Origin of the sequence: Clostridium sp. KNHs216 (assembly GCF_006714885.1) — a bacterium.
GTDB lineage: Bacteria > Bacillota > Clostridia > Oscillospirales > Acutalibacteraceae > Caproiciproducens.
In genome coordinates, this window is record NZ_VFMF01000001.1 from 1,205,599 (window position 1) to 1,227,630 (window position 22,032).

Consider the following 22,032-nt stretch of genomic DNA (forward strand, 5'->3'; position numbering starts at 1 on the left):
GAGGAATGGTATAAAATTTTGTTTGGAATTTATTAAAATTGTGGCCGTCCAGAAATATCCCGGCGTACGCCGGGATATTTCTTAACCGGATGAAGAGGGTTCCTCCGTCAGTTTGTAAAGGGCGCGTATTTTTTCTTCCGGGCATTCATCATAATCGCGCAGCGGAAACGGAAGCCCCATCTGCTCGTATTTTGTCAGGCAGATTTTTCTGAACGGCAGCAGCTCCAGCTTTTGCAGGTTGGAATATTGCCGCGCGAGGGCGGCGATTTTCAAAATATGGCCGCGGCCGTCCGTCAGGTTCGGCACGACGACATGCCGGACCCACAGCGGAACCCCCATTTCTTCCGTCAGCTTCAGAAAAGCAAACACCCGGTTTCCGTCCGCCCCGCTGTAGCGGAGATAATCCTCCTTACGGGAAAATTTCAGATCGCACAGAACCAGATCCGTAAACCTCAGCACGGCGCGGGCTCCGCCGATGTCCCCGATTCCGGCGGTATCCAGCGCGGTGTGGACACCCGCCTCCTTTAACCGGGAAAACAGCTCCGCGACAAATTCCCACTGCAAAAGCGGTTCCCCGCCGGAAACGGTCACGCCGCCTGTTGTTCCGAAATAGGGCCGGAAGCGAACGACCTTCTCAAAGACCTCCTCCACGCTGTACTCCCGCCCTGCGGTGCTCCAGGTGTCGGGATTGTGGCAGTACGCACAGCGGAGCGTACACCCCTGCAGGAACACCACGCAGCGCAGCCCCGGGCCGTCCACAGCCCCCAGGCTTTGAACGGAATGAACGACGCCTTTCATCACATCGCCTCGTGGAAGGTTCTGGAAAGCACTTCGCGCTGCTGCTGCCGGGACAGCTTGTGGAAGTTCACGGCGTAGCCGGAGACGCGGATGGTCAGGTTGGGACAGTATTCCGGGTTCTCATAGGCTTTCAGCAGCGTTTCCCTGTTCAGCACATTGACATTGATATGGTGCGCCTTCTGCCGGAAGTATCCGTCCAGAATAGCGACCAGATTGCCGTAACGCTGCTCCTCCGTGTGTCCGAGTGCCTGCGGAACAATGGAGAACGTATTGGAAATGCCGTCCTTACAGATCTCGTAGGGGAGCTTCGCGACGGAGTTCAGCGCGGCGAGCGCGCCGCTTTTCTCGCGGTTGTGCATGGGGTTCGCGCCGGGCGCGAAGGGTTCCCCCGCCTTTCTGCCGTCCGGGGTGGCTCCGGTCTTTTTGCCGTAGACGACGTTGGACGTAATCGTCAGGATGGACAGCGTATGTTCGGCATTGCGATAGGCGGGGACCTTTTTCAGTTCTTCATAGAACAGCCTGACCTGCTCCTGCGCAATGGAATCCACCCGGTCGTCGTCGTTCCCGAAGGCGGGATATTCCCCGACGGTCTCAAAATCCGTAATCAGCCCGGTTTCATCACGGATACATTTTACCTTTGCATATTTGATCGCGGACAGCGAATCCGCAAGGACGGACATTCCCGCGATCCCAAACGCCATAAAGCGGTGAACGTCGGTATCGTGCAGGGCCATCTGTGTTTTTTCATAAGCATATTTGTCATGCATATAATGGATAATGTTCATTGCGCCCACATAGGTCTTTGCAAGCCATTCCCGGTAGACGTCCATCAGCCTGAGCACCCTGCCATATTCGAGGTATTCGCCCTCATAGGGGGAGTGTGCGGGGGCGACCTGAATACCGCTCTTTTCGTCCCTGCCGCCGTTCAGGCTCATCAGCAGCAGCTTTGCCAGATTGGCACGCGCGCCGAAGAACTGCATGTCCTTTCCTACCCGCATGGCGGAAACGCAGCAGGCGATGGCGTAATCGTCGCCGAACACGGGGCGCATCACGTCGTCGTTTTCGTACTGGATCGCGTCCGTGTCGCAGGAGACCTTCGCGGCGTAGCGCTGAAAGGCTTCTGGCAAATCCGCTGACCACAGCACGGTCAGGTTCGGTTCCGCCGAAGGCCCCAAATTATAGAGCGTGTGCAGAATCCGGTAGGAGCTTTTGGTGACAAGGGTCCTGCCGTCCTCGCCCATGCCGCCGACCGCTTCCGTGATCCACATCGGGTCGCCCGCAAAAAGTTCGTTGTACTCCGGGGTGCGCAGATGGCGGGCCATGCGCAGCTTCATGACAAAATCGTCGATAATCTCCTGTGCCTGTTCCTCCGCCAGCAAACCGCTTTGCAGGTCGCGCTCAAAATAGATGTCCAGGAAGGTGCTGACGCGGCCCAGGCTCATGGCGGCGCCGTTTTGCTCCTTGATGGCACCGAGATAGGCAAAGTACAGCCACTGCACCGCTTCCCCTGCGTTCTGCGCGGGTTGGGAGATATCAAAGCCGTACAGGGCCGCCATCTCCTTCAGATACCCCAGAAAGGTGATCTGCTGATACAGCTCCTCCAGTAGACGGACGTTATCTGTTTCCATGCCCTGTGAGGCCACCTTCCGCCTGTCCCTTTTCTTTTCCTCAATGAGCCGGTCGATGCCGTACAGCGCGACGCGGCGATAGTCGCCGATGATCCTTCCCCTGCCGTAGGCGTCCGGCAGCCCGGTGATGATACCGCAGTGGCGGGCTGCTTTGATCTCGTCGCTGTAGGCCCGGAAAACACCCTCGTTGTGGGTCGTCCTGTACCGGAATTCCTGCTCGACCTTTTCGGAGAGCCGGTAACCGTAAGCTTCGCACGCCTTGCGCGTCATGTTCAGGCCGCCAAAAGGGTTCACGCCCCTTTTGAGAGGGCGGTCGGTCTGCAGACCCACAATGATTTCCTTCTCCTTATCCAGATAGCCGGGCCGATAGGTGGTAAGCGAGCTGACCGTCTGCGTGTCGATGTCCAGCACGCCGCCGAACTCCCGTTCCAGCTCCAGCAGGCGGCCGAGTTTTCTCATCAGCCCGCGGGTGCGCTCCGTGGCGGGGACGAGAAACGCCTCATCCCCCGAATACGGCCTGTAATTGGTCTGGATAAAGTTTCTGACGTCAATACTTTCCTGCCAGCTTCCGCCCTTGAAATTCTTCCATGCCCGATGGTCCATTGTTGACTCCTTCCGATTAAACAAAGCATCTGGCCGCTCTTTTCAATAAAAAAAGAGCAACACCCGGTAAAACCAAATGCTGCCCAGACGGTCGGCTGAAAGAAGGCCTTTATTCCACTGTGGTGAACCCACAATTATCCGTCAGTAATAAAAGCCTTTATGTTTTTATGACCTGATTATAATATATCCGTGCGGCCGCTGTCAACCGGCCCGTACGGATTTCAAAATATATTGCAGAACTGTAAAGAGAATATAAAATATTTTGGAAATCTCTTTGCTGTTTGTAAAAATATTGCTATAATATAGAAAAGGCATTTTGACGGATATTTACAGAAAACAAATTTGATTCCGTCGAATCTGTCAAAAAATAACAATTATAACAGGAGGTTGAGAAAAATGCCGGCTTTTGCAAATCCTTTTCAGGCAAACGTTGAAAGAAAATTAACACATGAGGAACTCGTTCAGGCCATCCGTCTGGACATTGCGGGGGAACTGGAGGCCATCTATCTTTATGACGCCCATGTTCAGGCCACGGACAATGAACTGGCCAAAACGGTCATCAGTGATATCCGCGATGAAGAAAAGGCCCATATCGGTGAATTGATGACGCTGCTTCGGCAGCTGGACCCGAAAGAAGCAGAACTGTTCGCCTCCGGTGAAGCGGAAGTAAGAGAGATGCTGGAGGGGCTGGGAATTACCGAGCCGTCCGCAGAGCCCGCTGCCGGCGCCCCCGAACAGACGGTAGGCAGTCTGCTGGGCGAATAAATAAATCTGTAAAGGAGCTGATCATATGGATTATCTTTCAAGAGAAGGTTCCCCCGTATCGCAGGAGCTTTGGAAACAAATTGACACCGCCGTAGTGGAATCGGCGCGCCGTATTCTGGCGGGCAGAAGATTCTTACATATTTTCGGGCCTCTCGGCATCGGAGCGGACAGCATCGCGATTGACGACGCGGACAAAATCGGGGAAATCACCAAAGACGGACTGACGGTTACCGCCGGCAGAAAGCATGTGGAAATCCCCACCGTTTACGACGACGTCACCCTTTTGGCAAAAGATCTGGAAAGCAGCCGCAAATCGGGTTATCCGGTGGATTTATCCGCCGTTATGGCTTCCGCTGAGGCCTGCGCCCTGAAAGAGGACCGGCTGATTTTCTTCGGAGCCGAGGAACTGGGCTATGAAGGGCTTCTTACCGCGGCGGGAACAAACCGGATCGAAAAGAAAGACTGGTCCGAGGGAGAAAACGCGTTTACCGATATCGCCGCGGCAATCCAGCTGTTGACTTCCAAAAACGTTTACGGCACTTATGCGCTCGCGGTCAGCCCCGACCTGTACCTGCAGATGCAGCGGATTCAGCCCGGAACGGGTTTACTGGAAATTGAGCGTGTGAAAAAGCTGCTGAACGGCAATGTTGTCAGCAGCCCGGTATTGGGAAATGACAAAGCAGTGCTCGTCTGCACCGAGCCCAGAAATATCGACCTGGTGATCGGGCAAGACCTTGCCGCCGCCTATCTGGAGCAGAAGGACCTCAATCACTGCTTCCGTATTCTGGAAACCGTCCTGCTCCGCATCAAGCGCAGACAGGCCATCGTGGTTTTTGAATGACCCGAAGCTTTGCCACCGCACGGCATCTCTTTTATTTGCTGTTTCATTTATAATAATCAAATGATGGAAATGAGGTTGTAAAAATGTCAAAAGTTGTTTTTTATCGTTGTGAAATTTGCGGAAACATGGTAGCGCTGATCAGGAGCGGCGGCGGCACACTTACCTGCTGCGGCCAGAGCATGACGAAGCTGGAAGCAAACACCACCGATGCCGCAACCGAAAAGCACGTTCCGTTTATCACAAGGGAAGACGGAAAAATCAAAGTTCAGATCGGTTCCACCATTCATCCCATGCTTCCGGAGCATCATATTGAATGGATTGCGCTGGAGTCCGGCGACAGGCTGGAAATCGCGTATCTGAAGCCCGGCATGGACCCGAAAGCGGAGTTCAACGACGCCGAATCCGGCACGGTTTACGAGTACTGCAACCTTCACGGCCTTTGGAAAGCTGAATTCTAATTTATTAAGATGAAAAATGGCTTTGCGGATTTTCCGCAAAGCCATTTTTGTTATATCATCCATTTTGGCAGGATAAAATCAATTTTCTTTCCCGCGGCCGCCGTTTTCCGGAAACAGCCCCATAAAATCAAGGGTCGCGAAATAATCGGCCGGGGTTTCCGCGCGGCGGATGAGCTGCGCCGACCCGTCCTCTTTCAGCAGCACTTCCGCGGAGCGCAGCCTGCCGTTGTAGTTGTAGCCCATGGCATGGCCGTGCGCGCCGGCGTCATGGATCACCAGAAGGTCCCCCATGTCTATTTTCGGGAACATGCGGTCAATGGCAAATTTGTCGTTGTTCTCACACAGGCTTCCGACAATATCGTATTGGTGGTCGCAGGGGGCGTTTTCCTTCCCCATTACCGTAATGTGGTGGTACGCGCCGTACATGGCGGGACGCAGAAGGTTGGCCGCGCAGGCGTCCACCCCGATATATTCCTTATAAATATGTTTTTCATGGATTGCTTTCGTTACCAGACAGCCGTACGGCCCAAGCATAAAGCGGCCAAGCTCGGTGTAGATAGCCACGTCCTTCAGACCCGCCGGAACAAGGATTTCCTCAAAGGCTTTGCGGACGCCTTCCCCGATTTTTGCGATATTGGCCGGTTTTTGTTCGGGACGGTAAGGAATCCCCACGCCGCCGGACAGATTGATGAAGGAAACCGCAATGCCCGTTTTATGGTAGAGATCGACAGCCGTACGGAACAGGATACCGGCCAGCGTCGGGTAATACCCGTCGTCCGTCGTATTGCTGGCGAGGAAAGCGTGGATGCCGAAGCGCCTGGCCCCCAGCTCCTTCAGCTTCACAAACCCTTCCTCCAGCTGTTCGCGGGTAAAGCCGTATTTAGCTTCCCCCGGCGTGTCCATAATGGCGTTGCTGATCTGAAAGGTTCCGCCCGGATTGAAGCGGCAGCAAATGGTTTCCGGAATGCCCGCTGTGGATTTCAGAAAATCGATATGCGTAAAATCGTCCAGATTGATCAAAGCACCCAGCTTTTTTGCCAGCTCAAATTCCTCGGGTGGCGTTTCGTTGGACGAAAACATGATGCTCTGTCCGTGAAAGCCCACCGCGTCGGAAAGCATCAGCTCGGTCAGCGAGGAGCAGTCGACCCCGCAGCCCTCTTCCTTCATGATTTTCAAAATGACCGGATTGGGCGTTGCCTTCACCGCAAAATACTCACGGAAGCCGCTGTTCCACGCAAAAGCCTTCTGCAGCTTGCGCACGTTCTCCCGGATTCCCTTTTCATCATAAAGATAAAACGGAGTCGGAAATCGGGCTGCGATCTTTTCAAGTTGTTCTTTGTTTACAAAGGTATTTTTCAAAACAGTTTCAGCTCCCTTTCGTTACGGTAATCAGTGTGATTTCATTTTTCAGCGCCTCTTTGAAAAGCTCAACCAGATTGCGCTTTTGAGAATACAGGCAGGTGGACTCGGAACCCGCAGCGATATCGCCGGTCAAAACGCTTTTGGAATCGGCAATCAGGCGAATCTGATGCCGCTCGGTTTCCGTGTGGTACACCAGCGCGCCTTCCAGTTCAAACGGAGGGTCGGTAATAACGACGACCTTCAGCTCCCGGCGCAAAGCCGAACAGAGCTGCGGCAGAAGCAACGAAAGCGTCTGTTCGGACACGGCAAGGTAAATACGCTCTTTCGCCGCGTCGATCATGTTCTTCATTTTATCCATGATGTTGGCCTCGCCCTTGACGGTGATGTACCCCTCGCCGGCTTCCCGGCGCTTGGGCGCCGCCTTGATCAGCAGCTCCCGGTACTCCTGCATGCGCCGGATACGGTTGCTGCAGAATTCCTCGACCGGAACGGGAAGATACCGGGTGGCCGTGTCTTCCTCAACCAGGGCCGCGCCTTTTTCAACCAGACCGGCCAGCGCCGTATAGGTATTGGAACGGGATATGCCGGACGCTTTCGCGGCCTCATATCCCGTCAGTTTTCCTTCGGAGCAGAGCAGAAGATACAGGGCCGATTCCTGCCGTGTAAGATTGTAATATCCCAGCAGTTCCACCAGATCCATCGTGCCGCCCCCTGTATAGTGTTTCTCTATAGGAACACTATACAATATTTATCCTGATTTGTCAATTAATATTTCTGGCCCGCCGCCTCCGACGTCAGGTATGAAAGATTATTTTCAGCTTTCGCGCCGGTTTCCGGGCCTCCTTCGATCACCGTAAGCTTTCTCTTTTTCAGCTGAAAGGCACCGACCAGCTTCCTGAGCATATCCGCCTGTGCGGACAGTTCTTCGCTCGCCGCCGCGCTTTCCTCCGCCGTGGCGGAATTCGTCTGGACAACCGCGGAAACCTGATCCACACCGGTTGTGATCTGTTCGATCGCGGCGGCCTGATCGGAAGACGCCATATCGATTTTGACGATCGTTTCTCCCACAAGCCCCACCTTGGCCGCTATCTCATTCAGCTCTTTCGCCGTACGTCCGGCGATAGCGGTGCCGTTTTTTACGCTCTGGATGGAACCCTCGATCAGGCTGGTGGTCTGCTTGGCCGCGTTGGCGGACTTGCTTGCCAGATTCCGCACCTCGTCGGCCACCACGGCAAACCCTTTTCCGGCGCTGCCGGCCCTTGCCGCCTCCACGGCGGCGTTCAGGGCAAGGATATTGGTCTGGAACGCAATGTCGTCGATCACCTTGATGATTTTTCCGATCTCATTGGAGGTATCGCTGATTTCCTCCATGGAGGAGAGCATCTGCCGCATCTGTTCGTTGCCCTGTTCCACCTGTGCGACGGTATCTTTCACGTAGCCCGCCATTACCCTGACATTGTCCGCCGTCTCGCTGACTTTTCCGGAAACCTCGGTAACGGAGGCCGCCAGCTCTTCCACGGAGCTTGCCTGCTCTGTCGCGCCCTGCGCAAGCTCCTGGGAACCGTCGGAAACCTGGGCCGCTCCGCTGTTGACCTGTTCCGCGGAGGTATCGATAGCCGCGAGAGTATTATTCAGCTCGTCGGATATCTGCATCAGCGCCTGTTTGATCGGAGCAAAATCCCCCGCATATTCCTGTGTAATATCCGCGGTCATATCCCCCTTTGCCATCCGTCCCAGCTTGTCCGAAATATCCGCGACATACAGTTTCAGGGTCCCGGCAGCCGACTGCAGCGACCGGGCAAGGGAACCGATTTCATCCTTGGACGAATAGGTGACATCTACGTCCAGCTTGCCCTGCGCGATTCTCTCGGCAGCGGCGGCCATTTCATTAACCGGCCTGCTCAGCGCCCTGGAAAGCCACAAGCCCCACACAATGGAGATGGCTGCGCCAAGAATAATAACCGCAACCATTGCCAGCATCATCGTATTACCAAGCTGCTGATTGGCGTCGTTGTTTGCCTTTGCGTTATTGACCCGGTTCTGCATGCACTGGGTGTAATTGTCGGTCACCTTGATGTTGATTTCCATCAGCTTTTTCAGGTTGGTCATGGCTTCGCCGACATTCTTCTGCCCGGTTTCCTGAACGATGGCTTCAAAGGTTGGCCAGAATTCTTCGTCAAACATGGTTTTCGTCTGAGCAAACAGCTCTTTCGTCGCCGCCGTCGAAATAGTGGGTTCGTACTGTTTAACCGCATCGTCATATTGCTTTTTATATTTTTCAGTATTTGCGGCAGCTGTCTTGAGCTCTTCCGGGTTATCATAATATAATATGTAATCTCTGGACAGCCCTCTTAAACGGTCGAGGTTCAAAAGGATATCCGACATGACCGGCAGCGGTGCGGTCTGCTGCTCATAGAGCTTTGTACTGGAAGCTTCCATTTGCCGCATGCTGTAAATGCCGGTGGCGCCGACAATGACCGTAATCAAGGATATCGCCAGAAACGACAGGATCAGTTTCTTCGCAATTTTAAGATTCTTCATAATTTTTCTCCATTTCTCATTTTCCATGCTGGACTCTTTTTCACGATTCCGCTTTGTCCGGGTCGTGCACTCATACTTCCGCTGCCCGCCCGGTTTCCCTTTCCGGACGCTTTCCCTCCGCAGCAATGTTCTGCTCCACCTGCTTTTCGTTTCTCCCCTTTCCCAAACGCGGCCGGCGGCCATTTCTCCGGCTGTAGTGCCGGTCACATTTTTTGTCTGTTTTTTCGCTTCGGTCCATTCCGCTTCTTCTTTTTAATTTATCGACCCGTATATCAATTATATTTATATTTTTGTTTATTATTTTTTTAATCGATCACAATATATTTGTTTTGCTTATATATAGTTTACCTTTTTTTACGGCACAATTAAAATTCATAATGAAAGGAGTTGACTTCATTGAATCGAATCAAAATACTAAGAATGAAAAATAAATTAAAGCAGCAAGAGCTGTCGAAAATCATCAATGTCAGTCAGGCGTCCCTCTCCGGATACGAAAGCGGAAAGTACGAGCCCGACAATAAAACCCTGCTGAATCTGGCGGCTTTTTTCGGCGTGACCACGGATTATCTGCTGGGAAAGGACTCCGTTCCCGACCCGCCCGGCACCTCCAAAAAAATACCCGTACTCCGAAGCCTGCGCGCGGAGGTATCGGCCGAATCCGCGAAAGATGTGGTTGGATATGAGGAGATCAGCGGAGAAATGGCAAAACAGGGGGATTTTTTCGCGATCAAGATGCATGGGGACAGTATGGAACCGCGCATTCAGGACGGAGACACCGTGATTGTGCAGAACCGTTCCATGGTGGAAACCGGGGACATTGCGGTTGTTTCCATCAGAGGGGACGAAGCGACCGTTAAAAAGATAGCAAAATATGAAAGCGGGATCACCCTGATTCCCTATAACCCCAAATATGAACTGCTCTCCTTTTCAGCGGAAGAACTAACCAGGCTGCCGGTCGTCATTCTTGGCAAGGCGGTACAATTAAGAGGAAAGTGTTAGGTAATGCGGAAAAATCATATAGTAACGCCGCATTGGCCAGCAGCCGGTGCGGTATTTTATTGCCGCTCTTATAGACATCAGACATCCTTATTGAAATAGGATGTCTTTTGCGGTATAATCATGCTGAAAACATCAGAAATGCGGAGGAATCAGCAATGAAGGCAAAAGAAAAAAGCCTTGCGGAAAATATCGCGGACGATATTGTCGCAAGGATCACCATTGATAAAATATATTCGGCCGGAGACAAGCTGCCCAATGAAAACGAGCTGTCCGCCGACTTAAAGGTCAGCCGGACCACTCTGCGGGAAGCAATCCGTATTTTGGTGGCGCACAACATATTGGAGATCCGCCGCGGAAAGGGCACCTATGTCAAGGACAATCAGGCCCTGGACCGGGGAATTGACCTGAACCCGCTTTCCGCTTTCCCGATGGATGTAAAGGACCTGTATGAAATGCGCCTGATCTTCGAGCCGCAGTCTGCCTACCTTGCCGCAAAAAGGGCCTCCGACAAGGAGTTGGAGCGCATTCTGCACTACGGCAGGCTGGAGGAAGACCTGATTTTAAAGAAGCAGGACCGTACGGAGATAGAGCAGGCCTTTCACAAGTCCATCGCAAAGGCGACCCACAACGAATTTATGAACCGCCTGATGCCCATCCTGTATCAGGCCATCGGCAAGGGGGTCATCTTATCCAACACCAAAGAGGAGATCGTGCAGAATACGCTGAACGATCACCGCATGATTATGGAATTTTTATCAAAGCGGGACGCATTGGGCGCAAAGACCGCCATGGAGCTGCATATTATCCACGCGATGCGGGGGTTTGGCATCATAGAGGAATAAAAGAGCGGAATAAATAGTATTTTTTATCAATTGACATAAGACATCATACAATATATAATAAATTATACAACTACAGCAGCCGGAACCACCCTGCTTCGGCTCGCTGCTGTCAATCAAAGAGTGAGGTGCTTGTAAAATGAACAGTGATGCAGTAACCAAAAGCGTACCGCAGCGCGCGCTGTTTCACGCGCTGGGTTTTACCAATGAAGAATTGGAGCGTCCGATCATCGGAATCGTCAGCTCGCAGAATGAGATCGTTCCGGGGCATATGAATTTGGACAAAATCGTGGAAGCCGTCAAGACGGGCGTTTCGATAGCGGGGGGAACCCCGATCGTGTTCCCGGCCATTGCGGTTTGCGACGGTCTTGCCATGGGGCACCGCGGCATGAAGTATTCACTGATTACAAGGGAGCTGATTGCCGACTCGACCGAGGCGATGGCTCTTGCCCACGCCTTTGACGCGCTGGTGATGGTGCCGAACTGCGACAAAAACGTACCCGGCCTGCTGATGGCGGCGGCGCGCCTCAACATACCCACCATCTTTGTCAGCGGCGGGCCGATGCTCGCCGGACTGGTGGACGGGCAGAAGACCAGCTTTTCCAGCGTTTCGGAGGCTTCCGGAGCGTACCGCGCCGGTAAGATCACAAAAGAAAAGCTGCTGGAATTTGAAAACAAGGTCTGCCCCACCTGCGGCTCCTGCTCCGGCATGTACACGGCAAACAGCATGAACTGCCTGACGGAGGCCCTTGGAATGGGGTTAAGGGGCAACGGGACCGTTCCCGCCGTTTACTCACAGCGCCTTCAGCTTGCCAAGCACGCGGGCATGCAGATTATGGAGCTGCTGAAAAAGAACATCCGCCCCAGGGACATCATGACGGAGGATGCGTTCAAAAACGCGCTCACCATCGATATGGCGCTGGGCTGCAGCACCAACAGCATGCTGCACCTGCCGGCCATCGCGCACGAATGCGGCATCTCCATCGATCTGAACATTGCGAACGAAATCAGCGACAAAACGCCGAACCTCTGCCATCTTGCCCCGGCGGGACATACATACATGGAGGATTTGAATGTCGCGGGCGGCGTTTACGCCGTGATGAATGAAATCAGCAAGCTCGGCCTGCTCAAAACCGACCTAATTACCTGCACGGGCAAAACGGTCGGGGAAAACATTGCGGACTGCCCCGTTCTGGACTACGGCGTGATTCGCTCCGTGGAAAATCCGTACAGCAAAACCGGCGGCATCGCCGTGCTGAAGGGGAATCTGGCCCCCGACGCCTGCGTGGTCAAGCGCTCCGCGGTCGCTCCCGAAATGCTGAAACACGAAGGCCCCGCCAGGGTGTTTGACTGTGAAGAGGACGCGATCGAGGCGATCACCTCCGGGAAAATCGTGGCGGGCGACGTCGTCGTCATCCGGTACGAAGGCCCCAAGGGCGGCCCGGGCATGAGGGAAATGCTGAACCCGACCTCCGCCATTATGGGAAGCGGTCTGGGCGGAAGCGTCGCCCTGATTACGGACGGCCGTTTCAGCGGCGCGACCAGAGGTGCGGCGATCGGACACGTTTCCCCGGAAGCCGCTGTGGGCGGAAATATCGCGCTGGTTGAGGAAGGCGACATCATCAAAATCGACATTATGGCCAACACCATCGATTTTGCCGTCAGCGACGAAGAACTGAAAAAACGCAGGGAAAACTGGAAGCCGAGAACCCCCCGCATTACGGAGGGCTGCCTTTCCAGATACGCCGCTTTGGTCACCTCTGCAAACAGGGGCGCCGTTCTGGAACTGAAATAAGGAACCATGTGAACTGCGGCCGTCAACGGATCAAATCCGTTGACGGCCGCTTTTTGTTTCGGGACGGAATCCCCCTGCTATCAGAATATGCGGGCAAGGGTTCCTCCGTTCCTGTATTTTCAGACTTTTTTAAACAAGGTCCAGCGTATTGATATTCAGGCGATAGGTCACGTCCTTACGCTCCACGATCACCGTAAATTTTTCTTTGAGCTGATCGTCGTTTTCGATGTGGGAAAGCAGTTCGCGCGTGGGATTGACCGCGACCGGATTCCCGACGAGCTGCAGCATGGAATAATCGCCGTTGGTGTCGCCGTAGGCATAGCTTTGGGACAGATCGATATCGTGCTTCTCCGCCATTTCCAGAACCGCCTTGCGTTTGCTCTGGGAATCCCACATCGGGATAATTTCCCCGTTGTAGCTACCGTTCTTTCCGACCTGATAAATGGTTCCCCGGTAATCGTCCATGCCGTACATCCGGGAAACCTCGCTGACCAGCTCGATCGGCGAACCGGAAATGGCGATGACGATATGGCCCTGCTTCTTATGCCACCGGATTCGTTCCCGCGAATAAGTATATACGCGCTCTCCCTTTTGCTCGATCACCTTTTTCGCGATATAGGCAATGTGAAAAGCACTGGTGTTTTTGACGGTCTCCGTATAGATATCCACCATTTTCTGCAGGTAGATATCGTAATCGCCCACGCGTTTGTCCCATCTGGTAAAAGCGGGCTCGACTTCGTTGTCCCATTTGCTGTTGTCGATCAGTTCGTATTTAATCATCTTCTTGAACATCTCGCTGATGAGACCTTCCCGGGAGATGGTCCCGTCAATATCAAAAAAAGCCGCGATTCTTTTCATGATGAATCCTCCTTTCCGAGTTCGTGCCAAAAAACCGCAAAAATTCAGTCGTCCCTGATTCTCGCCATTATGTACTCATCGGCGTACTGTCCCCGGCGGATCGCCGCCTTCCGTTTGACGCCCTCCCGCACAAAGCCCATCTTTTCATAAAGCCGGATGGCCTTCTCATTATCCGTGTAGACCGTAAGCTCGACCCGGACCAGCATCAGCCAGTTGTCCGCCATGTCGAGTAAGGCTTCCATCAGCTTTTGACCCACGCCCATTCCCTGATACGCCCTATGCACCATGATGCCGATTCCCGCCGAGTGGCGCATGCGCGGGCTTGCGTAAATGCTCAGGCCCGCGCAGCCGATGGCTTTTTCCACGCCGTTTTCATCCGTCGTCACCGCAACGAACTGATGGGTATTTTCGTTTATATTGGAAATAAACCGTTCACTGTGAGAAACAGTTTCGGACGGAACACCCAGAATGTTTTCCATCACTCCGCTCATGCGCCGGATTTCATTGATATCCGGCGCGTCCTTCAAACAAATCGGGCGAATGGTAAATTCCATACCGATCCCTCCTCTTTTCCGTTTTCAGCTTTATATGCGGCTGGAAACGCATTATTCTTCTATCAGTTTTATAAACTGCCCGTATCCCTGTTCTTCCATTTCCTGAAGCGGGATAAAGCGGAGGGACGCACTGTTGATACAGTAGCGAAGGCCGCCCTGCTCCTTCGGGCCGTCGGGGAAAACATGGCCAAGGTGGGAATCCCCGTGACGGCTGCGCACCTCGGTGCGCACCATGGAATGGCTGGTATCCCGATTCTCCGTCAGGGAGTCGGCGCGGATGGGTTTCGTAAAGCTGGGCCAGCCGCAGCCCGATTCAAACTGGTCGCTGGAAACGAAAAGGGGCTCTCCGGTCACGACGTCCACATAAATCCCCTTTCTGCGGTTGTCCCAGTATTCGTTGTCGAACGGCGGTTCGGTGGCGTTCTGCTGCGTGACGCGATACTGCATTTCCGTAAGGGAAGCCTTCAGCTTTTCCGGGGCAGGTTTTGGGTAAGCCGTCTTCCCGGCGGGCGGGGTCTGCTCCCGGAGGGAGGAAAAGTCCACATGGCAGTAGCCGCCGGGATTCTTTTCCAGATAATCCTGATGGTACTCCTCCGCCGGATAGTAATTTTCCAGCCGGCCGACTTCAACCGCGATCGGCGCGTCGTATTTTTTCTGTTCCTTCGCGATATATTCCCGAATCACCGGAAAATCCGCCTCATCCCGATAATAGATTCCCGTGCGGTACTGGGTTCCGATATCGTTTCCCTGACGGTTGACACTGGCAGGGTCGATGATTTTAAAATAGAAATCCAGCAGCGTCGGCAGACCGGTCTTCTCCGGATCATAGAAAATATGAACCGTTTCCGCGTGGCCGGTAACCTTCAGGTCATGGTAGGAAGGATTCGCCGTCCTGCCGTTCGCGTAGCCGACATCTGTTTTCGCCACGCCGTATATACGGGCAAAATAGGCCTGTACCCCCCAGAAGCATCCGCCCGCAAGCCAGATTTCCTTTAATTTTCTGTTGCTGTAATCCGTTCCGGCATTCGGGTTGGCCGGAAGGCCGGACTTCACGCCATATTTCTGCATAAGAACCTTCCTTTCGCTGTTAGGATTAAATTTCTTCTATTATAGATAGTATCAGCCGATTTGGCAAGGATTTTATCTTTTTTCGACGGGAATTCAGATGACGAGCCGGAAGATCACCGCGTTGACCAGCACGCCGATGAATCCCCAGAAGGTGCCCAGGATGGCGCCCGCCAGCACGTCGCGCGGGTAATGCATCCCCATATACATGCGCGTGGCGCCGACCAGCGAGGCGAGCACGTAAAGCACAAGCGCCGCCGCAAAGTTGCCCTGAAAATACTGCAGAAGCATCGTCGCCATATAAAACGCCTGACTGGTATGGCCGCTGGGAAAGGACTTTCCCCGCGCCCGGATACCCACCACGCGGACATCCTCAAGATAGATAAACGGCCTGGGCCGCCGGATGACGGCCTTCATCAATTCCACAACCAGCCACAGGGTCAGCGTACCCAGAACGAATTCATACGCAAGGTGGGCATTGACGGCAAAATAGAGGACAAACGCTATGATCAGCGTAACAATGCCGTTCCCCAGCTCGGTAAGAAGGAGCATTGTCCGGTCGAGCCAGCGCGGACGGGTGCCGTGCCGGTTGAAAAGAGAAAACACATAGGCGTCTATGCTCTGCCCTGTTGACCACACCAGAGAAAGCAGCAGCAGGCAGAACACAAAGAGCATGCAGATCAGCGGAGTGTTCCCCTTGATGCTGATCCACACGTTTTTCCAGAAGGTATGGGGGACAAAAACAACATAGAGGGACAGCGCGACAACGAGAACGGGTACCCAAAAAACCGGCCGGAGATGGCGAATCCTGCCGATCAGCCGTTCACACCGCTGTACCCATTGATTCTTTTTTAATTGATCGATCAGCTTCATTTCCCGTCCCCAATTGATCTTTTTGTTCTTTTCGGCTCCGGCGCTTTCGTCATCACCGCCAGTGTCCGGCGCTGCAGCTCAATATGGACCGGCCCTTCCCCCAGCGTAATGCCGTCCGCCATCAGCTGCATGGAAGGGGTGGCTTCCATGTCCACCGTACGGGCATGGAAATGCTCAATGCCGGAATCCTCCGGTTCACCGAGTTTTGCCCCCTTGAACGCGCGGCCCAGCAGCTTCAGCTTGGATAAATTGGAAAAAATCAGGATGTCCAGCAGTCCGTCCCGGAAAGCTGCCGTTTCTCCCACCTGGTAATGCCGTCCGACGTACGGCATATTGGTAACGAGGACCAGATGACCCATCCTGACGATCTCCCGTTTTCCGTCCAGCAGAATTTTAATCTTGGAGGGCGTCAGCGACACAAGGGTGGAGAGGAAATCGCCCACCCGTTCCAGATGCCCGTGCTGGATATCGTCTCCCGCCGAAAAAATCGAAGACAGCAGGCCCGCCGAGCAGATTTCCAGAAAAGAGGTGCGGCCCGCTGCGCAGTCAAGAAGCCCCATATCGATCTTGGTGCGTTCCCCGGTGCGCAGAAGGGCGATGGCGGACGGAATATCCTGCGGGATGCTCAGGCTGAGCGCCACATTATTCTGGGTGCCCGTGGGGATAATGCCCAGCGTCGCGGGCAGACCCTTCATTTCTTTGGCAACGGCGGAAACGGTGCCGTCGCCGCCGCAGACGACAAACATGTTGACGCCCTGCGCCATCGTGTCTTTTACCATCTGCGAAAAATCGCTGTCCGGTTCCGTCAAATACACCTCCGGCACATACTTCCACTGCTGCAGCATGCTGATGACATCCATCAGCTGAATCGGGGAAGCGTTTGAAGAACCGGAGGCCGGGTTGAAAATAAGCTTGACGCGTCTGCGCCGTTTATCCGTAAAATACGTTTCTTTTTCCATTTTGTCCCGCAAAGCCCTTTCTTTCCTTAATGCCTGGGATGCGCACGGACCGCCAGAATCGCCTGAATGACCGCCGTGACCACCTGTGCGTTGGTCTGGGGATCGATATCCGGCGTGGGCTGGCCCTCCTGCAAAACCATATATTTCGGGGGAAGCTTGTTCAGCGCCATCGCGACAATGTCCTTTTTGCACCGGTCGCATTTGCAGCACTGAAAACGCGCAAGCGCCGATTCCAGCTTTTCCAGCACGATGCTTTCCATCGTATTGACAAGGATGGTCGGCTGGGTATCCATAAACGCGACGCCCACTTCGCGGCGCATAATGGTTTTGTGCTGGTTCAGCGGTTCCTCCAGCGCGGCGCGCGTGTTCTGTTCGTCGCTGAGGCCGCTCGGGCTTTCCGCGTCCTGCGAAGCCTTTGCCGTTCTGGAACCGGAGGGCATCAGCATTTTATACATCAGGTCTTTATCGATATCTTTCTTCGTCCTTGCCATCAGTCATTATTCCTCCTTCTCCAGCAGCTCATCCGTAAATTTAAGGTAATCTTTCGCAATATTGTTTCTCGGCGAGTAGTCCAGAATGTTCTGCTGGATGGACTGAGCCTCGCTGATGACGACGCTGCCGCGTATGTAGGAATCAAACAGCGGAATGTTCAAATCCTGTGCGATCAGTTCCGCCGTACCCCGGATTTCCCTGCTCAGGAGGGTACGGGGGTTGAATTTTGTCAGAAGGATTCCCGAGACGGTCAGAGAGGGATTGCAGTATTTTTTGACACGCTCAACGGCCTCATACAGCTTTGTGATTCCCTGCAGGCTGAAAATATCCGAAAGCATCGGAATCACGATCGTATCCGACGCGGTGAACGCGTTGATGGTCAGGATGCCTAGCGCGGGCGGCGTGTCCAGAAGGATATAGTCGTAGAGGCCAAGAATCGGCTTCAGCGCCTCTTTCAGCAAAAACTCGCGTCCGGTATTGGTAAATTCAAGCTCGATCCCGCTGAGCAAAATGCTGGATATAATGATGTCGGCCGTATCCAATTTCTGAATGGCATACTGCGTTTTTACGCCGCCTTTCAGCACATCATAAATGGTGGCGCAGGTTTCGGTTTCAGCGCCTACGCTGAAGCCAAGGTTTCCCTGCGGGTCAAGATCGATCATCAGAACACGAAAACCCTTCCTCTTTAATCCCGCCGCCAGACTGCAGACGGTAGTCGTTTTGCCTACCCCGCCCTTCTGATTGGAAATTGAAATAATCCTGCTCATTTTCATGTCCCCTTCGTATGAATGTCTGCAACGAAACAATTATTCTTATCATATTATAATTTTACAATATTTTCAATCCTATAAGGCTTTTCCTTCACCCTCCCGGTTCAAAAAATCGTCGATCAGGCGATAGCACTCGCGGACCTGACGAAAAACCGGCGGAAGCGAAAAGAAGCCGTGCAGCGCACCGGGGATGCGGCGGACCTCCACTTCGTTGCCCGCTTCCTTCAGGCGCTGCCCGTAATCCTCCGCCTCGTCCCGGAGCGGGTCGTATTCCGCCGTAATAATCAGCGTTTTCGGCTGACGGCTGAAATCCTTGGAGGCCAGCGGCGCGAAGTAGGGGTTTTGCAGATCCTCGTCGCTGGCCTGATACAGCTTCATATAATCGCAGATACTTTTTGAGGTCAGCAGATACTTGCTCCCGTTGTCGCGCACGGAAGCATAGGGCGATTTTGTCGTATGGTCGGAGTAAGTGGAGGGGTAGATCAGGATTTGGCGCTCGGGCAGAAATTCGCCCCTGTCGCGCGCCATCAGGGAGACGGCCGCCGCAAGGTTTCCCCCGGCGCTGTCCCCGGCCACCGTGATTTTTTCGGCGGGGACCTTTAGCAGCTCCGTGTGCAGAAAAATCTCCCGCACCACACGGTAGCAGTCCTCCGGTGCGGCCGGGAAATGGTATTCCGGCGCAAGCCGGTAATCGACCGACACCACGGTGCTGCCGGTCATATTGGCCATATTCGCGCAGATCCGGTTGTAACCGTCGATGGTTCCGGCGACCCAGCCGCTCCCGTGAAAGAAAATCAGCAGGGAATCAAGCCGGTTTTCGCCGGGAGCAAATATCCGTACGGGGATATCATGGTTTTCATAGGACACGACATGATCCCAAGTCTGATAAGGGAGCTTTCCAAGATGAAGCCCTCTGATACGAATGACCGTGCGGTGAAGCCGTTCGCTTTCCTTTTCTCCGATATCCGTATAGGAAAGCGCTCTTAATGCAACACGCATCAGCCTTTTTACCGCCATTATCCTTCGCCTTCCGATCATTCGTAATTTTCCGCCGCAAGCGTATTGACAGCATTTCCGGTTGTTCCTGCAACAAGGTTGCGTTCCTCCCCCGCCGAAGGCGGGGGAGGAACGCGTTTTGTCTTGCAAACTGAAATGCGATCGCTATAGTATTGACAGCCCGGCTGCATTTTATCGACATCCGGAAACGAAAAAGCGGCATGGAATTTTCAGTATTCCATGCCGCGCGCCCGTCATTCTTTATTTTTCGCAGTCCGATGAATCGGAATAAAAAGCAAAACAGTCCTTGCCCTGCTTTTTCGCCTTGTAAAGCGCGCTGTCCGCTTTGGGATAAAGCTCCGGATACGTTCTCCCGTCGGCCGGATACATGGCGATGCCGATGCTGCCGGAAATGCTGTATTCCATATGGCCGTCCGCATGGGTATTGCGGAAGATGTCGCACATCGCTTCCGCCTTTTCCGCGATCAGGTCGTCTGTAGAGATATCGCGCAGAAACACGAGGAACTCGTCCCCGCCGATACGCCCGACCACATCGGAAGTACGGAACAGCTTCTGGAGCTTCGCGGAAATGTCGCAGATCACCTTGTCCCCGGCCATGTGTCCGAACTGGTCGTTGATGGATTTAAAATTGTCAATATCGATCATCATCAGCGCGTGGATTCCCGATGTATCCGCACCCGACAGATGATCCTCGATCTGGGACTGCGTGGCGGTCTTATTGTAAAGATTCGTCAGCGCGTCGCGCTGCGACTTGTCCATCAGCCTTTGCATTTCCTTCTTCTGGCTGTCGATATTATACGCCTTGCCAACCGCTTTGCTCGGTTTACCGTAGGAGTCGTACATGATTTTCGCTTTCACGCGGTGCCAGACAAGCCGGCCCGTTTTGGTAATGAAACGGAATTCGATTTCATACTCCGTATTGCCCAGCTGGAACTCCTTTAACAGAGTCCGAAACTGCTGCAGGTCTTCCATGCAAATGCTCTGGTTGTTTAGAATATCCTTCATGAAATTCTGGATGTGCGGATACTGCCCGGTCAGAGCGGTGAAAAGCGGGGAAAAATCCATCCGGTCGGTTATGATATCGTATTCAAACATGATATCGTCGGAGAGGTTCTCCGCGATCTGGTAACGCTCCCTTTCCACTTCCAGCTCTTCCTGCGTCTGCTTGAGCGAGGTAATATCCGTGTAAACGCACTGGTAAATCACCTGATTGTTCTGATTGACGGTGTGCGTTCCGCTCAGGGAGACCCAGATGACGCCGCCGTCTTTCTTTACCATGCGGAATTCCGCGGTAACGGGCCTGTTTTCCTCGATCTGCCTTTTCAGCAGAATCGACACAAGCTGGGCATCTTCGGCGTGCACATTGCGGATTCCTTCTTCGCCCGGGAGCCGGGCGTATTCTTCTTTGGTATATCCGCACAGCTTATAGAACCCGTCGCTCGCGTAGACCAGCTTCAGTCCCCCGTCGTACAGGTACTGCGCCACGCCGCCGGGGATGCTGTTTGCCAGCGTCTGCAGCTGCGTCATGATCTCATTCGCTTTTTTATGCGCCTGTTTCGACTCGGTAATATCCACAACGACGGCGAAAAATTCCCGGTACCCGTTCTCATGCGTCACAATTTTAGCCCGGTTGAGCAGCCAGCGGATATTCCCGTCCGCCGTGACGATCCGGTATTTTACCTCCGCGAAATTCTCTTTGGAAATCTGATGGTGAATGCTGCTGATGGTCTGCATACGGTCTTCTTCATAAATCATGTTGTAGAAGGAACGGTCATAGGCGCCGAGAAACTGGTCCAGGGTATATCCCAGCATTTTCAGAAGCCCGTTGCTCACAAACTGGAACTCCGCCTTTTCGTCGGCGCTGAAGCGGAACGCGCCGCCCGGCAGGTTGGCGATGAAGGTTTCCAGCTCCACCTTGGTGCTTTTCAGCTCGTCGTTCTTCCTGCGGAGCCGCTCCCTGTTCTTTCTTTCCGACAGAATAACATAAGCCGCAAACAAAATCAGTCCAATGGTAAGCTTGATTACCAAAGAGACGGTATACGTCAGAATTTTGTTGGATTTCGAGGTAACGGCATTGATGGAAACCGTACCGATCACATACCAGTCCTCCATACCGATCGGCGTATAGGAAACATAATACTCCCCCATATTGGAGTAATAGTGAGAGCTCCCCTTCTGTCCGTTTCCCATGGCCGACTTGATCTGGCCGAGAGCGGATGGGTCCTCCAGTGCCAGCTGCGTGTCCGTAAAAATATTCTCCTCCGTCTGCCGGGAATCCGGCGAGGCGATCACCGTTCCGTCCCCGCGTGCAAGCCAGCATTCTCCCTTTTCCCCGGAGCTTTCCGCGTTCAGCAGGCTGCTGAACGATTTTGCAGGGATAATGGAGCTGATGGCGCCGGTAATTTTTCCCCCGTGACGGACAGGCACGGCCACGACGATGCTGCGGGTACCGTCCGTTCTGGACTGGGACACCACCGAAACGGTCGTTTTGCCGTTCAGTGCCTGCTGAAAATAGGGACGGTCGCCGATTTGGATGGTTTGTCCCCCGGCAAGGCAACAGGTTCCGTCCGGCAGCCCCACCCCGACCGCAGCCGACTGATCCGCTTTCTTCAAATCAACCAGCAGGTCCTTCACAGAGGCCTTGTCCAGCGCGGCATTTTTCGCGCCGATTGCCTGAGCGGCCAGTTCCATGGAGGAAATCGTGTTGTTCAGTTCTATGTTGACCATTTTGGCATTATGCTGGGTATCAGACAGCAGATTTTCCTGCACTTCTTCTTCAAAAGTTCGGTTTAGCAAAAAAGAATATCTGCTGAAA

The 22,032-nt window shown here is 53.7% G+C and carries 21 protein-coding genes and 1 riboswitch; of the genes, 6 read left to right on the top strand and 15 right to left on the bottom strand.

Annotated elements, in window-relative coordinates; genetic code table 11:
- Positions 1-81 precede the first annotated feature (81 nt).
- Positions 82-798, bottom strand: coding sequence for a pyruvate formate-lyase-activating protein (gene pflA / locus LY85_RS05815; RefSeq protein ID WP_141825852.1), 717 nt, complete (start codon positions 796-798; stop codon positions 82-84).
- Positions 798-3,029: a formate C-acetyltransferase gene (gene pflB, locus LY85_RS05820; protein ID WP_141825853.1), complete on the bottom strand. Its 2,232-nt coding sequence runs from the start codon at positions 3,027-3,029 to the stop codon at positions 798-800. Before pflB ends, pflA begins: the two co-directional genes overlap by 1 nt.
- A gap of 74 nt (positions 3,030-3,103) precedes the next feature.
- A riboswitch (ZMP/ZTP riboswitch) is annotated at positions 3,104-3,188 on the bottom strand.
- 237 nt (positions 3,189-3,425) lie between these two features.
- On the opposite strand from pflB, the gene LY85_RS05825 reads away from it, so the two are divergent.
- The 3 genes from LY85_RS05825 to LY85_RS05835 all read left to right on the top strand — a co-directional run bounded on the left by LY85_RS05825 (position 3,426) and on the right by LY85_RS05835 (position 5,093).
- Positions 3,426-3,794 carry a demethoxyubiquinone hydroxylase family protein gene (locus tag LY85_RS05825; RefSeq protein WP_141825854.1) on the top strand — a complete coding sequence of 123 codons (369 nt, stop codon included), beginning with the start codon at positions 3,426-3,428 and terminating at the stop codon, positions 3,792-3,794.
- Positions 3,795-3,819: 25 nt separating this feature from the next.
- A complete protein-coding gene (locus LY85_RS05830; protein ID WP_141825855.1) occupies positions 3,820-4,635 on the top strand; it encodes a family 1 encapsulin nanocompartment shell protein in 816 nt (271 codons plus the stop codon).
- 83 nt (positions 4,636-4,718) lie between these two features.
- Positions 4,719-5,093, top strand: coding sequence for a desulfoferrodoxin family protein (locus tag LY85_RS05835; protein WP_141825856.1), 375 nt, complete (start codon positions 4,719-4,721; stop codon positions 5,091-5,093).
- A gap of 78 nt (positions 5,094-5,171) precedes the next feature.
- On the opposite strand, the gene LY85_RS05840 is transcribed toward LY85_RS05835, so the two are convergent.
- The 4 genes from LY85_RS05840 to LY85_RS19220 all read right to left on the bottom strand — a co-directional run bounded on the left by LY85_RS05840 (position 5,172) and on the right by LY85_RS19220 (position 9,234).
- The gene (locus LY85_RS05840) at positions 5,172-6,452 is read right to left on the bottom strand and encodes a diaminopimelate decarboxylase (protein WP_141825857.1); all 1,281 of its coding nucleotides are present in this window, start codon (positions 6,450-6,452) and stop codon (positions 5,172-5,174) included.
- Positions 6,453-6,459: 7 nt separating this feature from the next.
- Positions 6,460-7,155 (bottom strand): TrmB family transcriptional regulator, encoded by a 696-nt coding sequence (locus LY85_RS05845; protein WP_038325291.1) that lies wholly within the window; start codon positions 7,153-7,155, stop codon positions 6,460-6,462.
- Between the two features lie 65 nt (positions 7,156-7,220).
- The gene (locus LY85_RS05850) at positions 7,221-8,996 is read right to left on the bottom strand and encodes a methyl-accepting chemotaxis protein (protein ID WP_185741120.1); all 1,776 of its coding nucleotides are present in this window, start codon (positions 8,994-8,996) and stop codon (positions 7,221-7,223) included.
- A gap of 70 nt (positions 8,997-9,066) precedes the next feature.
- On the bottom strand, positions 9,067-9,234 hold the full coding sequence (locus tag LY85_RS19220; protein ID WP_185741121.1) for a hypothetical protein: 168 nt from the start codon (positions 9,232-9,234) through the stop codon (positions 9,067-9,069).
- 158 nt (positions 9,235-9,392) lie between these two features.
- Between LY85_RS19220 and LY85_RS05855 the strand changes: the two genes are divergently transcribed.
- From LY85_RS05855 to ilvD, 3 genes are all read left to right on the top strand, one after another.
- The gene (locus tag LY85_RS05855; RefSeq protein WP_141825859.1) at positions 9,393-9,995 is read left to right on the top strand and encodes an XRE family transcriptional regulator; all 603 of its coding nucleotides are present in this window, start codon (positions 9,393-9,395) and stop codon (positions 9,993-9,995) included.
- Positions 9,996-10,150: 155 nt separating this feature from the next.
- Positions 10,151-10,837, top strand: coding sequence for a FadR/GntR family transcriptional regulator (locus LY85_RS05860; RefSeq protein WP_141825860.1), 687 nt, complete (start codon positions 10,151-10,153; stop codon positions 10,835-10,837).
- 136 nt (positions 10,838-10,973) lie between these two features.
- Positions 10,974-12,629, top strand: a complete 1,656-nt coding sequence (ilvD, locus tag LY85_RS05865; RefSeq protein WP_141825861.1) for a dihydroxy-acid dehydratase — start codon at positions 10,974-10,976, stop codon at positions 12,627-12,629.
- 129 nt (positions 12,630-12,758) lie between these two features.
- Here the strand turns inward: ilvD and LY85_RS05870 are convergent, their stop codons facing one another.
- From LY85_RS05870 to LY85_RS05910, 9 genes are all read right to left on the bottom strand, one after another.
- Positions 12,759-13,487, bottom strand: coding sequence for an HAD-IB family hydrolase (locus LY85_RS05870; protein WP_141825862.1), 729 nt, complete (start codon positions 13,485-13,487; stop codon positions 12,759-12,761).
- 44 nt (positions 13,488-13,531) lie between these two features.
- Positions 13,532-14,041, bottom strand: a complete 510-nt coding sequence (locus LY85_RS05875) for a GNAT family N-acetyltransferase (protein WP_141825863.1) — start codon at positions 14,039-14,041, stop codon at positions 13,532-13,534.
- Between the two features lie 51 nt (positions 14,042-14,092).
- Complete coding sequence (gene msrB / locus LY85_RS05880) at positions 14,093-15,109, bottom strand: peptide-methionine (R)-S-oxide reductase MsrB (RefSeq protein ID WP_141825864.1); 1,017 nt, start codon at positions 15,107-15,109, stop codon at positions 14,093-14,095.
- 93 nt (positions 15,110-15,202) lie between these two features.
- A complete protein-coding gene (locus LY85_RS05885) occupies positions 15,203-15,979 on the bottom strand; it encodes a phosphatase PAP2 family protein (RefSeq protein ID WP_141825865.1) in 777 nt (258 codons plus the stop codon).
- Positions 15,976-16,938, bottom strand: coding sequence for a YegS/Rv2252/BmrU family lipid kinase (locus LY85_RS05890; protein WP_141825866.1), 963 nt, complete (start codon positions 16,936-16,938; stop codon positions 15,976-15,978). Before LY85_RS05890 ends, LY85_RS05885 begins: the two co-directional genes overlap by 4 nt.
- A gap of 26 nt (positions 16,939-16,964) precedes the next feature.
- Complete coding sequence (locus LY85_RS05895) at positions 16,965-17,429, bottom strand: late competence development ComFB family protein (protein WP_141825867.1); 465 nt, start codon at positions 17,427-17,429, stop codon at positions 16,965-16,967.
- A gap of 6 nt (positions 17,430-17,435) precedes the next feature.
- Positions 17,436-18,197, bottom strand: coding sequence for a ParA family protein (locus tag LY85_RS05900; protein WP_038325297.1), 762 nt, complete (start codon positions 18,195-18,197; stop codon positions 17,436-17,438).
- 78 nt (positions 18,198-18,275) lie between these two features.
- Positions 18,276-19,217, bottom strand: coding sequence for an alpha/beta hydrolase (locus LY85_RS05905; RefSeq protein ID WP_038325298.1), 942 nt, complete (start codon positions 19,215-19,217; stop codon positions 18,276-18,278).
- A gap of 240 nt (positions 19,218-19,457) precedes the next feature.
- Positions 19,458-22,013 carry a diguanylate cyclase gene (locus LY85_RS05910; RefSeq protein WP_185741122.1) on the bottom strand — a complete coding sequence of 852 codons (2,556 nt, stop codon included), beginning with the start codon at positions 22,011-22,013 and terminating at the stop codon, positions 19,458-19,460.
- Between the last annotated feature and the right edge of the window lie 19 nt (positions 22,014-22,032).